Source organism: Streptomyces niveiscabiei, from assembly GCF_001419795.1.
In the GTDB taxonomy this organism is placed as follows: Bacteria; Actinomycetota; Actinomycetes; order Streptomycetales; family Streptomycetaceae; genus Streptomyces; species Streptomyces niveiscabiei.
Map to the genome: position 1 here is coordinate 1 of NZ_LIRL01000326.1, position 13,247 is coordinate 13,247.

12 protein-coding genes and 1 pseudogene are annotated in these 13,247 nt (G+C 70.6%); 4 read left to right on the forward strand and 9 right to left on the reverse strand.

Translation table 11 applies throughout. The features are described 5' to 3' along the window. Positions 1–203: pseudogene (locus AOK24_RS16680) on the forward strand (hypothetical protein); the annotation flags it as partial. A gap of 35 nt (positions 204–238) precedes the next feature. After that, the gene (locus AOK24_RS16685) at positions 239–1,105 is read left to right on the forward strand and encodes an aminoglycoside phosphotransferase family protein (RefSeq protein ID WP_055720872.1); all 867 of its coding nucleotides are present in this window, start codon (positions 239–241) and stop codon (positions 1,103–1,105) included. Here the strand turns inward: AOK24_RS16685 and nicT are convergent. The 4 genes from nicT to AOK24_RS16705 all read right to left on the reverse strand — a co-directional run bounded on the left by nicT (position 1,063) and on the right by AOK24_RS16705 (position 4,528). Then, positions 1,063–2,178 (reverse strand): Nickel transporter NicT, encoded by a 1,116-nt coding sequence (nicT, locus tag AOK24_RS16690; protein ID WP_107103975.1) that lies wholly within the window; start codon positions 2,176–2,178, stop codon positions 1,063–1,065. The two genes, AOK24_RS16685 and nicT, sit on opposite strands and share 43 nt — an antisense overlap. 109 nt (positions 2,179–2,287) lie before the next feature. After that, positions 2,288–3,229 (reverse strand): lysylphosphatidylglycerol synthase transmembrane domain-containing protein, encoded by a 942-nt coding sequence (locus AOK24_RS16695; RefSeq protein ID WP_055720863.1) that lies wholly within the window; start codon positions 3,227–3,229, stop codon positions 2,288–2,290. 106 nt (positions 3,230–3,335) lie between these two features. After that, positions 3,336–3,755, reverse strand: coding sequence for a YybH family protein (locus AOK24_RS16700; protein WP_055720864.1), 420 nt, complete (start codon positions 3,753–3,755; stop codon positions 3,336–3,338). A 173-nt stretch (positions 3,756–3,928) separates the two neighbouring features. Beyond that, positions 3,929–4,528 (reverse strand): TetR/AcrR family transcriptional regulator, encoded by a 600-nt coding sequence (locus AOK24_RS16705; RefSeq protein ID WP_055720865.1) that lies wholly within the window; start codon positions 4,526–4,528, stop codon positions 3,929–3,931. 134 nt (positions 4,529–4,662) lie between these two features. On the opposite strand from AOK24_RS16705, the gene AOK24_RS16710 reads away from it, so the two are divergent. Together AOK24_RS16710 and AOK24_RS16715 are read left to right on the forward strand one after the other, a co-directional pair. Continuing rightward, complete coding sequence (locus tag AOK24_RS16710; protein WP_055720866.1) at positions 4,663–5,781, forward strand: FAD-dependent monooxygenase; 1,119 nt, start codon at positions 4,663–4,665, stop codon at positions 5,779–5,781. Further along, complete coding sequence (locus AOK24_RS16715) at positions 5,778–7,223, forward strand: MFS transporter (RefSeq protein ID WP_055720867.1); 1,446 nt, start codon at positions 5,778–5,780, stop codon at positions 7,221–7,223. The genes AOK24_RS16710 and AOK24_RS16715 overlap by 4 nt, the downstream gene beginning before the upstream one ends. A 57-nt stretch (positions 7,224–7,280) precedes the next feature. Here the strand turns inward: AOK24_RS16715 and AOK24_RS16720 are convergent, their stop codons facing one another. From AOK24_RS16720 to AOK24_RS16740, 5 genes are all read right to left on the reverse strand, one after another. After that, entirely contained in the window at positions 7,281–9,107 is a 1,827-nt protein-coding gene (locus tag AOK24_RS16720) for a hypothetical protein (RefSeq protein WP_055720868.1), read from the reverse strand. A 6-nt stretch (positions 9,108–9,113) separates the two neighbouring features. After that, the gene (locus tag AOK24_RS16725; protein ID WP_055720869.1) at positions 9,114–9,986 is read right to left on the reverse strand and encodes a carbohydrate ABC transporter permease; all 873 of its coding nucleotides are present in this window, start codon (positions 9,984–9,986) and stop codon (positions 9,114–9,116) included. Positions 9,987–10,021: 35 nt separating this feature from the next. After that, on the reverse strand, positions 10,022–10,996 hold the full coding sequence (locus AOK24_RS16730; RefSeq protein ID WP_055720870.1) for a carbohydrate ABC transporter permease: 975 nt from the start codon (positions 10,994–10,996) through the stop codon (positions 10,022–10,024). A gap of 41 nt (positions 10,997–11,037) precedes the next feature. Continuing rightward, a complete protein-coding gene (locus tag AOK24_RS16735; RefSeq protein ID WP_055720871.1) occupies positions 11,038–12,369 on the reverse strand; it encodes an ABC transporter substrate-binding protein in 1,332 nt (443 codons plus the stop codon). A 246-nt stretch (positions 12,370–12,615) separates the two neighbouring features. Continuing rightward, a partial coding sequence (locus AOK24_RS16740; RefSeq protein WP_159051891.1) for an ROK family protein occupies positions 12,616–13,247 on the reverse strand: 632 nt, incomplete at its 5' end.

Here is a 13,247-nt window from a genome sequence, read left to right on the forward strand (position 1 = left end):
GCCCCGAACACCTCCCCGTCTCCCCCGCCGAACTCCGCGACCTCAACCACCTCGCCCACGCGGCCTGCCGAGCGGGCGAGCCGGAGATCGCCGGCACCCTCCTCGACCTCATGGGCCACCACGCGACACCGACCCCCTGGACCTGCACAGGAGACCCGGCCCAGCAGATCACCCGCTACCGCAAGGACCTGACGAAAAGCTGACGACACCGGTGTCCGTGTTCACGGAGACTGCCGCCATGACCGACATCGACGCCGGACTCGTACAGGCCCTGATCGCCGACCAGTTCCCCGAGTGGGCGGACCTGCCCGTGCGGCCGGTGCCCCGGCAGGGCTGGGACAACCGGACGTTCCGCCTCGGCGAGGAACTGTCGGTACGGCTGCCCAGCGCGGAGGGGTACGTCGCGGCGGTCGCCAAGGAGGACCGCTGGCTGCCTTTCCTGGCAAGGGAGTTGAGGACACCGGTACCCGCGCCGGTGGCCGTGGGGCGCCCGGCATCGGCGTATCCGTTCTCGTGGTCCGTACGGCGCTGGCTCCCCGGGGACACGGTCGAGTCCGGCGCCGTGGACCGCGTCCAACTCGCCCGGGATCTCGGTGATTTCCTGCACCGCCTGCGCGAGGTCCCCGCCGAGGACGGGCCGGTGGCGGGACGGCATTCGTGGTACCGGGGATGCCATCCGAGTGTGTACGGAGATCAAGTCGCCGAGTCGCTGGTGACGTTGGCGGACGCGGTGGACGTGAGCGCGTGCCGGGAGGTGTGGAGCGAGGCGATGGGGTCGGTGTGGGGATCGACGCCGGTGTGGTTCCACGGGGACGCGTCCGCCGGCAACCTCCTTGTCCGGGACGGGAAGTTGGCCGCCGTCATCGACTTCGGGACGTGCGGGACGGGGGATCCGGCGTGTGACCTCGTGATCGCGTGGACGTACTTCGAGGGGGTCGAGCGGGAGGTGTTCCGGGAGGCCGTGGGGTTGCCGGACGAGGTGTGGCGGCGGGCTCGGGGGTGGGCGTTGTGGAAGGCGTTGGCGGTGCTGGCCGGGTTGTCGAGTCCTGATGTGGACGGGGTTCAGAGGCGAGTGCTGGAGACCGTGTTGGCCGACTCTGTGTGAGGCTCGGCCGTCTCCGTCCGGGGTTGGACCGTCCACTTCTCCTCGATCCGTCCCACCTTCCACACGATCAGCGCGATCGCCCACGCCGCGACGAACATTCCCGTCACCACGAATCCGAGGGTGTTGAGGTCGAGTGCGGACACCCAGTCCCAGAACGCGCCGTGCAGGTCGAGTTTTTCCGCGGCCAGGCCCAGGAGTTCGGCTGTGCCGATGAGGAGGGCGACGGCTACGGAGAGGCCGGTGACGGTGAGGTTGTAGTAGACCTTGCGGACGGGCTGTGAGAAGGCCCAGCCGTAGGCGAAGTTCATGAAGGAGCCGTCGATGGTGTCGAGGAGGGACATGCCGGCGGCGAAGAGGACGGGGAGGCAGAGGATGGCGTACCAGGGCAGGCCCGAGGCCGCGCCGGAGCCGGCGAGGACGAGGAGGGCGACCTCGGTGGCCGTGTCGAAGCCGAGGCCGAAGAGGAGGCCCAGCGGGTACATCTGCCAGGGCTCGGTGATGGAGTTCATGACCCGGCCCAGGAGGCGGTTCATGAAGCCCCGGTTGTTGAGGTGCTCCTCCAGTTCCGCTTCGTCGAACTCGCCCGTGCGCATCCGCCGGAACACCTTCCAGATCCCGGCGAGGATGACGAGGTTGAGGATGGCGATGACGTAGAGGAACGTGCCGGAGACGGCCGTACCGATCAGGCCGGTGATGTCGTGGAGGCTGGAGTCGTCGTCGCGCAGCGGCCCCGCGAGGGTCTTGACGCCGAAGGAGAGCAGCAGCGCGAGGGCGAAGACGACGCTGGAGTGGCCGAGGGAGAACCAGAAGCCGACGGAGAGGGGGCGCCGGCCCTCGCTCATCAGCTTGCGGGTCGTGTTGTCGATCGCGGCGATGTGGTCGGCGTCGAAGGCGTGCCGCATGCCGAGGGTGTAGGCGGTGACGCCGATGCCGATGCCGAAGGTCTTCTCGCCGATGCTGTAGTGGTGCGGGGCGACGATCGCGACGAGCGTGAACCAGCCCACGACGTGCAGGGCGAGGATGAACGCGGCCATTCCGGCGAGGCGGGTCCATTCCTGCCGGGTCATCGTCATGGGGGTGGTGCCTTTCGTCGCAGACAGTCAGCACCCGCCATGCTCTCCTAGTTGCACATCATGTGCAGTAAAGCCCGCGGCAGATCTTCACCATGGCTCGGCCAAGGGCCTACAGCGCCCGCCGCTTGATCAACGCCACCAGCACGACCAGCCCCGGCACCAGCGGCAGCCACACCGTCAGCAAGCGGTACCCGAGCACCGCCGAGGTCGCCGCGACGGCAGGCGCCCCGGTCGCGGCCAGCGACAACGCCAGCACCGCGTCCAGCGACCCGATCCCGCCCGGTGTCGGCAGCAGCGCGGCGGCGCTGCTCGCGGCCAGGTACAGCAGCGCGACATGGACCGGCGAGAGCGACAGCCCGATCGCCCGGGTCACGGCGACCAGCACGCACGCGTGCAGCACGGCGAACGCGAAGGAACCGCCCCACAGCGCCGCCGCCCGGCAGGGCCGCGCGTGGACGGCCCGGATGTCGGCCACGACGGCGGACAGCGCGCGGCGGCACCGCGCCCACAGCAGCAGCCCCGGAAGCAGCAGCACCACGGCGACGACGGCCACGAGGACACCGGCCGGCGCCTCGGGGACCCGCAGGACACCGGGAGCCAGCGGCGCGAGCATCGCGATCAGCGTGACGCGGGCGATCACGGAAGCCGTCGCCTTCACGCCGAGCGCTGTCGCGGAGCGCGTCGCGGACAGCCCGCAGCGCATCAGGAACCGCAGGTTGACCGCGCTCGCGCCGAGCCCGGCGGGCAGGAGGTGGTTGGCGGCGGACGCCGCGAACTGCGCGGCGACCAGCTTCCCGCGCGGCAGGCTCGGCGGTACGGCGCCCTGCTGGGCGAGGGCCGCGCACCCCCACGTCCCCACGGTCGCGAACGCGCCGCACAGCAGCCAGCCCTGGTCCGCGACGACGAGACGTCCGGCGCCGTCGGAGACCACCGACCAGTGCCGGCGGGCCAGCCAGACCACGCCGAGCAGGACCGCGAACGAGCCCAGCAGGGGCCAGGGGACCCGGCGCCGGGCGGGGACGGCGACCGCGGCACACGGCTCGGAAGTCATGCGCGCTGCCTTCTCTCCACGGCCGACGACTGTCACTGGGGGTACCGCCAACGTAACCCTCCGCGCGGCGATCCGGCGTCTCGGGTTCCCCCGGGCGGCGGACTGCTCAGTCGTGCGGGAACGAATGGTGCTCGTGGGCGATCACCCACTCCCCCCGCTCCTTGACCAGCCCGAACGTCAGCCGAAGCCGCAGCTCCGGGCGCTCGGCCAGCTCCCGTTCCGTCCCGCAGCGCACCAGCGCGTGCGCGTACGCGACGTCCGTACCGGCCGTCACCTCCAGCGTCTCGATGTCGAAGCGGGCGCCGAGCGCCTGCCAGGCGAACAGGGGCGGCCAGATGACGCGGTAGGCGGCGCGCGAGCGTATCCCCTCGTACGGCGGGGCGACGTTGAACATCGACAGCTCCTCGGCGTGCCCGGCGAGCACCCCGTCGATGTCGCCCCGGTGCACGGACTGCGCCCAGCGGGCGATCAGCACACGGATGCGCGCCTCGTCGTCGACGGCGGTGGAGACCTGGGTCGGACACACGGCGGACGCTCCTTTCCTCTCCCCCTCTCTCACGGATACGAGAGTGATCCGTCTTCCTGTGAGGAGGCTGAACTTGCCTGGGTGCACCTCTTCCAACGATTCACTCCCGTACATCCGTTCCCTACCGAATGCACGGATTCCCGGGGCCCGCCCCGGCCCACTGCCCAGGCGTTCTACGCCAGGGCCCGGAGCCCCGCGAGGACCACGCCGACGATGCGTTCCGCGTCCGCGCGGGTGAACGAGCGCACGCCCCGGTTGACGATCAGATGGACAGGGCCGGAGATCATCTCGCCGAGGAATCCGCTGTCGACCGGCGGGAGTTCGCCGCGCTCCACGGCGGCGTCGACCCGGCGCCGCATCGCGGCCACGCGCTGGTCGAGGACCTTGGCCAGCGCCTGGACGGCGACGGCCTGCCGGGCAGGCTGGAGGGCCTTCTCCAGGGACTGCCCGAAGGGGGTGTCCAGGACCCCGGCGAGGGCGACCAGGAAGTCCGCCAGGTCCCGGTGGATGTCGCCGGTGTCGGCGACCGTGGCCAGGTCCTCGACGTACGCGAGCAGCGCCTCGGCGACCAGTTCCTCACGGTCGGGCCAGTTCCGGTAGACGCTCGCCTTGTGCACGCCGGCCGTCTCGGCGACCTCCTCGTACCGGAACCCGGCGATGCCGTCGCGGGCCACGAGTTCGACGGTCGCCGCGAGGATCCGCTCCCGCACGCGCGCGGTACGCCCCCCGGGGCGCCGCGCGGCCGGCCGGTCAGTCGTCCCGTCGGCCGTCACCGCGCTCACCTCACGTTCTCTGCTCGGACGGCGATTCTCGCCAGGCACTCCGTTGCGGTGCAAGCCGACGGCACGTACGCTCCATTAAAGCGACAGCTTGTCGCTTTAATATCTGAGTCACCGGGAGCACCCACGTGAAGATCCTCGTCTCCGGAGCCGGAATCGCCGGTCTGGCCTGCGCACTCGAGTTAGGCAGGCGCGGTCACGACGTCTCCGTCGTCGAGTACGCCGACCGCCTGCGCCTCACCGGCACCCCCATCGACATCCGCGGCGACGCGCTCGACGCCGTGGACCGGGCGGGCCTGCTCCCGGCGGTCCTGCGCCACCGGATCGACATGTCCGAGCGCACGCACTTCGTCGACAGCGAGGGCCGGCCGATCGCCCCGCTCCCCCTCGCCGAGATCAACGACTCCGCCCACGACGTCGAACTCCTGCGCGGCGACCTCGTCCGCGTCCTCGCCGACGCCCTGCCCGGCACGGCGACCGTCCGCTTCGGCGACTCGGTCGAGACGCTGGCCGAGGACGGCGGCGTACGGTTCGCCTCGGGCCGTACCGGGCGCTACGACCTAGTGGTCGGCGCCGACGGCCAGCACTCCGGCGTACGGGAGCTGGTGTTCGGGCCCGAGGCGGAGCATCTGCGGCATCTGGGCGTGTACTTCGCGCTCGCCGCGCTGCCGGGCGAGGCGCACGCGGACGGGCCGAACGCGATCTACAACGTGCCGGGCCGGATGGCGGGGGTCTTCCGGTACGGGGGCGGGGCCGTCGCCGTGTTCCAGTTCCGGTCGGCGCCGCTGGAGCACGACCACCGCGACCCGGACGCGCAGAAGAAACTGCTCGTCGACGCCTTCGCGGGGGAACGGTCGTGGCGGATACCGGAGTTGCTCGACGCGGCGCTCGCCGACCCCGGCTTCTACTTCACCTCCGCGAGCCAGATCCGCATGCCGTCCTGGCACCGGGGGCGGGTCGTGCTGGTCGGGGACGCCGGGTACTGCCCGGCGTTCCTCTCCGGGCGCGGCACGTCGCTCGCGCTCACCGGGGCCCGGTTCCTCGCCGAGGAACTCCGGGCCGGGGACCTGCACGCCGGGCTCGCGCGGTACGAGGCGCGGCAGCGGCCGTACGTCGTCGCCGCGCAGGAGCGGGTGCACGGCGGGCGGGAGCGGATGCTGCCGGAGACGTGGGAGGCCATCGCCGCGCGGAACGAGGCGCTGCGGGCCGCCGGTTCGTCCCGGGCCGCCGAGGGGAACGCCCGGTGACCGGCACCCTCGAAGAATCCGCCCCCGTCCTGCGCGAGCACCGCTGGAGCGGGCGCCTCGTCCTGTGGGCGCTCGTCCTCACCCTCGCCAACGTCCTCGCGGACCTGGCCGTCAGCTCGCCCATGATGGTGCTGCCGCAGCTCCTCGACCGCTTCGACACCGACCAGGCCGCGTGGCTGAACGTGAGCGCGCTGCTCGCCGGGGCCCTGTGGTCGCCGCTGCTCGCGAAGGCGTCGGACGTCCTGGGCAAGCGCAAGATGCTCGTCGCGACGCTGCTCCTCGCCTGCGGGGGCGCGCTGGTCTGCCTCGTCGCGCCGAACCTCTGGATCTTCCTGGCGGGGCGCTTCCTGCAAGGGGCCGCGTTCGCGGCGGTGTTCCTCACGGTGGCCCTCGCGCGGCAGATCTGCACGCCCCGGGTGGCGATGGCCCTGATCGGGCTCGTGACGTCCGGCTCGTCGGTCGTCGGGATCGTCGAGCCGTACGTGATGCAGCCGGCCATCGACGTGTTCGGCTACCGCAGCGTGTTCTTCGTGGCGGCGGTGCTCGCGGCGGTCGCCGCCCTGTGCGTACGGACCCTCATCCCCGAGTCGCCGGTCCGGGGCACCGGCCGGGTCGACCTGAAGGGGGCGCTCCTGCTGGGCGGCGGGATCTGCGCGGTGCTGGCGTACGTCAGCCTCGGGGGCGACCAGGGCCGGCTGTCCGGGGGCATGCTCGCGCTGCTGGCGGGTGGGATCGCCGCGCTGACCGGCTGGGTGCTGCTCGCGCTGCGGACCGAGGAACCCGTCGTCGACCTGCGGGGGCTCAGCCGTCCGATCCTGCTGACGCTGCTCGCGCTGGTCCTCGCGGCGGGCTCCTTCCGGAGCATGCTGCAACTGACGAGCATCGTCGCCCAGGTACCCGCCGACCTGGGACTCGGCTACGGCCTCGGCGAGGGAGAGGCGGTCGCGGTCCTGCTGTCCGCGCCCAACCTCGGCATCGTGGCCGGCGGCACACTCGCCGGTTGGCTGGCGGGACGGTACGGCCCGGCCCTCCCCCTCCTCGGCGGCATCGTCCTCGGCGCGGCGGCCACCTTCGCCATGCTGGCCGGCGTCTCCGTGCTCCCCCTCGCCATCGCCTGCGGCACCCTCGCCGGCGCCGCCGCCGGCGCGATCGGCGCCTCCGGCTACAACCTCGCCACCAGCCTCGAAGCACCCGAACGGCAGGGCACGGCCGCCGGGTTGGTCTCGGTCGTCCTCGCCCTCGGCTCGGTCGTCTTCACCTTCGCCGGCGGCGAGATCCTCAAGGCCACGGAGATCGCGGGAGTCTCCGCCGACGGCGCCCCGGTGAGCACGGCGACGGGGGTGCAGCTGTACGCCGGGATGACAGGGTTCCTGTTCCTGCTCGCGGCGGTACCGGCACTGCTGCTGGCCCGCAGGAGGACCCCGCTACCGTCCCCCGCATGACCGACGGCATCACCTGGCTCCAGGACGCCAGGCTCCCTGTCCACGCGCTGCCACGCCTCAGCGGCTGAGGCTCAACTCCGGTTCGGCCGCCGCGTCGAGACCTCCGAGGACCGCCGTGAACGCGTCCGTGCGGATCACGAGCCCCTCGTCGGCCCACGCGACGCTCACCGTGAACGGCGCCGGGTCCCCGTACCGGACGGCGAACACGTGCAGGTCGTCGGGCGCGTCCGCGACGGGCCCCGCCTCCAGCGCCGTCGAGCTGACCAGGTGGCGCCAGCCCTCGTCGGGGTTGCCGTACCCGCGCGGGTCGGCGGCGAGGACGAACGCCGCCTGTTCCTGGGTGAGTTCGGACCGCGCGTCGAAGTGGTCGGGGCCCTCGGCCGCCGGGTGGGTTAGGCGCAGTTCCCCTGCCGAGGCGACGCCGGACGCCGAGGGTGTGCGCAGCACGCGTCCCGCGTCGTCGGCGGCGTACGGCAGGCCGGCCAGCAAGTAGGGCTCCCCGTCGAAGCGTTCGACGGCGACGGTCGTCCACAGGGACGTGCCGTCGGTGACGTACAGGGACCGCACGCTGCGCAGGACATGGTCGCGTCCGACGACCGGCTTGGTCACCGACTTCGCGGTGAGGCCGTCCACTTGGAGGTCGCGGACCCGGACCTCGCCCATCGGGCGCGTGAACAGGAACCCGTCCAGGACGGGCCCGAAGCCGTGCTGGCGGTTCACAGCGGCCGGGAGGTAGTACGTGCCGGCCGCCTCGACCAGCGAGGGCGTCATCTTCGAGTCGAACGCCACCGACACGGCCCCGGCGCGGAGTTGATGCCGCGCGGGCTCGGCCGACGGCTCGCGGTGCCAGACGCTGTCGTCCTGGATCTGCCAGACCAGCATCCACGCGAAGTGCCCGTCGACCCCGCCGTCCGGCTTGACCGCGTGGCGCCCCCACCGGGTGTCGCCCCGGTAGCGTCCGATGTCGGCGCCGATGCGCGCGCCGAAGTACCGCAGCCCCAGCACGGATTCGAAGCCGGAGTGCTGCTCGCTGTAGCGCGGGCCCCCGTTGTCGAAGCCGCCGCCCGTGAGGCGGGCGTCGATGTAGCGGGCCAGCGCCGTGCCGTCCTCGGCGAACATCTCCTCGCCGGAGACCCGGTGGGCCTGGGCGAGGAACGAGAGGGAGATCGGGCCGTAGTTGTTGTCGTAGGCGCCGCCGTGCTCGGGGGGCAGCAGGGCGCCCCGGTCGTACACGCGGTGGGCGCGGATCTTCGACCGGTACAGCTCCAGGGCCGTGGCTCGGACCGACTCCCCTGGTCCGGAAGGGAGTTGCTTGGCCAGCATCAGGCCGCCGACGATGCAGCCGATGGCCTGGTTGCCGGCTTCCTGCGGGTTGAAGAAGGTCGCCTCGGTGAGCCAGCGCCAGTAGCCCTGGGCCACGTCGAGGAGGCGGGCGCGCTGGTCCTCGGGGACCAGGCCGTCCGACAGTTCGAGGAGGTTGACGGCCTGGAGCAGCGCCCACACCGTGCTCGGCCAGTCCCCGATGGGGTGCGCGCCGGGGGCGAGGACGTAACGGGCGTACGGGAACCCTGAGTTACGGACCGTCAGGTTCGGGTAGCCGGGGTTGTCCTCGGTGTAGACGCGCTGGTCGAGGTGGAAGGCGAGGCTGCGGCGGACGGCCTCGGGGAGCCGCTCGTCGCCGGAGCGCTGCCAGGCCAGGGCCAGCAACGACGTCATCCCGAGGGAGGTGTCGCCGATGTCGTCGGTGCAGTCGGGGTGTTCGAGGTTGCCCTCGGGGGTGATGCGGGCGAGGGCCTGTTCGACGACGTCGGCGAGGACGGCGTCGTACGCCTCGGGGGTGTCGGGCAGGTCGTGCAGGGGGCCGCGCTGGTGGAGGAGGTGCACGCGTGCTCAGCCCTTCATGCCGGAGGTGGCCATGCCTTCGACCAGCCTCTTCTGGAAGATGAGGAAGCAGATCAGGGTGGGCGCGAGGGCGATCGTCGACATCGCGAACATGGCGCCGTAGGAGGAGCCGCTGGTCTGGTCCATGAAGAGGGTGAGGCCGAGGGGGACGGTGAACTTGTCGTTCTGCTGGAGGTAGACGAGCTGGTGCAGGAAGTCGTCGTAGGTCCAGATGAACGTGAAGATCGTGGTGGTGACCAGCGCAGGCTTCATCAGCGGCAGGATGATCTTCCAGTAGATCTGCCAGGGGTTGGCGCCGTCCATCATGGCCGCCTGGTCCAGCTCGCGCGGGATGGAGCGGATGAACTGGACCATCAGGAAGATGAAGAAGGCGTCCACCGCGAGGAACTTGGGCACGATGAGCGGCAGGTAGGTGTTGATCCAGGTCAGGTTGTAGAAGATCGTGTACTGCGGGATCAGCACCGCCTGCGTCGGCAGCATCAGCGTGCCGAGCATCAGGCCGAACCAGAGCTTCTTCCAGCGGAACTCGAAGCGCGCGAAGGCGTAGGCGGCCAGCGAGCAGGAGATGACGTTGCCGATGACCGCGCCGACCGTGACGATCAGCGAGTTGGTGATGTACAGCGAGAAGGAGTTGCCGGAGCCGTCCCAGCCCTTGCTGTAGTTCTCGGGGTTGAGCTTGTTGGGGATCAGCCCGGGGTGGGTGAAGATCTCGGTGTCGGGCTTGAAGGAGCTGCTGAGCATCCACAGCAGCGGGTAGAGCATGACGATCGCGACACCGATGAGGACGGTGTGGATGAAGATACGGCGGGCGCCGGTGGCGGAGCGGAGCTTCTGCAACGGCGACGGAGTGATGGCGGACATGGTGGCTTTCCTCAATCGTCAGTCAGCGTCAGGCATTAGTCGTCGTAATGAACCCAGTAGCGGCTGGCGATGAAGTTGACCGCCGTGAAGCCCGCGATGACCAGGAAGAGCACCCAGGCCAGCGCCGAGGCGTACCCCATCTGAAGATCGGTGAAGCCCTTCTTGTAGAGGTACAGGGAGTAGAGCATCGTCGAGTTGAGCGGCCCGCCGGAGCCGTTGCTGATGACGAACGCGGGGGTGAAGGTCTTGAACGCGTCGATGATCTGGAGGACGACGTTGAAGAACACGATCGGCGTGAGCAGCGGCAGGGTGATCTTGAAGAACCGGGTGACGGGGCTGGCGCCGTCGATCGCGGCGGCCTCGTACACGTCCTTGGGGAGCTGCTTGAGGCCGGCCAGGAAGATGACCATCGGGGTGCCGAACTGCCAGACGGCGAGCAGGATCAGCGTGTAGAGCGCGGTGTCGGGGCTGGAGATCCAGTCCTGGCCCTTGATGCCGAACCAGGACAGGAAGTCGTTGAAGAGGCCGTCCCCGCCGAAGACCTGGCGCCACACGATGGCGATGGCGACCGCGCCGCCGAGCAGCGAGGGCAGGTAGAACGCGGCCCGGTAGAGGCCGATGCCCTTGATGTCCCGGTTGAGGAGCATGGCGACGGCGAGGGCGAGGCCGAGCTTGAGGGGGACGGAGACGACGACGTACAGCAGGGTCGCGTGGACCGAGTCCCAGAAGACCGGGTCGTCGGTGAACATCCGCTCGTAGTTGCCGGTGCCGACCCACTTCTCGGGGGTGAGCAGGTCGAAGTCGGTGAACGACAGGTAGAGCGAGTCGAGCATCGGGTAGATCGTCAGCCCGAACAGGCCCACGAACCATGGGGCCAGGAAGAGGTACGGCCACCAGCCGCCGCCTCGCTTCCTCGCGAGGCGGCGCCGCTGCCGGTCGCGCTCCCGCTGGTCGGAAGGGGTCGCGGCGAGCGGCTCCTTCACGACCTCGTCGGTCTTCGCGGTGGTCATACTCATCTCCCTGGCCCTCTTTACTCCGTACGTGCGCCCGCTCAGGCGGACAGGATGCCTGCCGCCTGGTCGAAGAACTTGCCCGACTGCGACTTGATGGTGGCCTTGCCGAAGGCCACGGCGAGGTTCGACTGGAAGAGCAGGTCCCAGATCTGGTCGGCGCCCTGCGGCGGGGGCACCGGGTTGGGCAGCACGTTGGTGGCCTTGCCGACGCGCTGGGAGATGTAGTCGGCGCTCGCCATGTTCAGCTTGTCGGTCTCGGTGAGGCCGGAGGCGATCAGCTTGCGGGCCTTGTCGGTCGGCGGGATGCCGCGCAGCAGCTGCATGTCCTTGATCGCGGTGTCGTTCTGCGCGAAGAAGGAGATGATCTTGACGGAGTCGGCGATCCGCTTGCTGGTCTTGGTGGCGCTCAGCAGCACGCCGCCGTTGACGTAGTTGCCTTCCCGGGCGCCGGACCAGTTGCCCTGCGGGGTGGGCAGGAAGTCGAGCTGCGCGTCGGTGATCGAGCCGCCCGCGCCGTAGACGCCGGAGTCGAAGGTGAACAGCGCCTTGCCGATGACGACCGCGTTCTTCGTGAGGTCGTTGTGGGCGGCCGACGTGATCGCGGCGGGCGGGCACGCGTTGGTCTTGCGCATCTCGGCCCAGAACTCCCACCACTCCTGGAGGGTGTCCGGGGTGAAGCCGATCTTCTTGCCGTCGTCCGAGAAGAACTGCTGGCCCTTCTCGCGGGCGAAGATCTCGAAGCACTGGAGGGTCCCGCCGCCGCCGTCGTCGACGCCGTACGTCTTGCCGCCGCTCTTCTTGTAGACCTCCTGGCTGATCGCCTTGAGGTCGTTCCAGGTCCACTCGCGGTCCGGGAGCTTCAGACCGAGCTTCTCCAGGCCGCTGCGGTTGACGGTGAGCTGGTTGACGCCGATGCCGGAGGGGACGCCGTACAGCTTGCCGTCGACGGTGCCGGCGGCCAGCAGCGTCTTGGAGAAGCCGGTGAGGTCCAGGTCCTTGCCGACGTACTCGTCGATGGGGGCGAGGACGCCCTTGCGCGCGTACTGGGCGACGAGCGCGGTGTCCATCTGCATCAGGTCGGGGGCGCTGCCGCCCGCGACGTTGGTGTTGAACTTGTCGAAGTATCCGTCGTACCCCTGGTAGGTCTCCTGGATCTTGATCTTCGGGTTGTCCTTCTGGAAGGTGGCAAGCGCTTTCTTGTACGCCGCGTGGCGCTGGTCGCTGCCCCACCAGGTCATCGTCAGCTTGCTGTTGCTGCTGCCGGCGCCCGTGCCGCCGCCGCAGGCGCTCAGCGTGGTGCCGAGCGCCGTCGCGACGGTGATGCCGCTCGCGGCGCGGAAGATGGTTCTGCGCGAGATCTCGTGACCCACCGGGTCCCTCCCTGGATGTGCGTGACGGAATCTTCCGGCCGGTGAGGCGGCTCGGGGTCCTGTGGCTTGAGTGCGCTCATGGTCCGCGACCTCGCCCGGTCGCGCCACCTCGACGAACGGCATCCGCCCACGAACACGCCCTCGTGGGTCCGTACGGTCCGTACGGCCGGATTCGCCGCTCTGTGCCGGGGTCCCGCCCGGCTAGAAAGCGCTTGTCCGGACATTGGCAGAAGCCGACGGAGTCCGTCAATGCCTCTTGTCCGACCCCTCGGTCACGGTTTGGATTCCCCGGGCCACCGCGAGGCGGGCGGCGCCCGCGACCGTGGCGTCCCCGCCGACCTCGCTGCCGACCACCTCGGTGGGCCAGCTCAGCCGCGCGAGTTCGGCCCGCACACCCGGCAGGAGCTGCGGATTCGCCCCGATCCCGCCGCCCAGCACGATCAGCCCCGGGTCCAGTACGGCGACCGCCGCAGCCGCCAGCCTGCCCACCTCCCGGGCGTGTCCGGCGACGAACCGCGCCGCCGCCTCGTGCCCGTTTCCGGCCAGCGCGAAGAGTTCGGCGGCACCCTCCGGTACGCGACCCTCCGTCCACCCCTCGCGCACTCTGCGCATCAGCGCGCCCGCGCCGACGTACGCCTCCATGCCCTCCAGGACGGATTCGCGGCCCGGCAGCCACGGGTACGGCAACCGGGCGATCTCCCCGGCCGCGCCGCCCGCGCCCCGCAGCACCTGGCCGCCGACCACGATCCCGAGGCCGATGCCGTAGCCGACCTGGAGGTAGCCGAAGGTGTGCCGCCCCTTGGCCGCGCCCTCGTGGAGTTCGGCGAGGGCGGCGCAGTTGACGTTGTTCTCGATGTGGACGGGGAGGTGGGAGGGGC

What these genes read in the sequence shown, in the direction of transcription:
- AOK24_RS16725 (WP_055720869.1), bottom strand. Translation starts at nt 9,986, where the DNA reads ATGTCCGCCATCACTCCGTCGCCGTTGCAGAAGCTCCGCTCCGCCACC.
- AOK24_RS16685 (WP_055720872.1), top strand. Translation starts at nt 239, where the DNA reads ATGACCGACATCGACGCCGGACTCGTACAGGCCCTGATCGCCGACCAG.
- AOK24_RS16730 (WP_055720870.1), bottom strand. Translation starts at nt 10,996, where the DNA reads ATGACCACCGCGAAGACCGACGAGGTCGTGAAGGAGCCGCTCGCCGCG.
- nicT (WP_107103975.1), bottom strand. Translation starts at nt 2,178, where the DNA reads ATGACGATGACCCGGCAGGAATGGACCCGCCTCGCCGGAATGGCCGCG.
- AOK24_RS16695 (WP_055720863.1), bottom strand. Translation starts at nt 3,229, where the DNA reads ATGACTTCCGAGCCGTGTGCCGCGGTCGCCGTCCCCGCCCGGCGCCGG.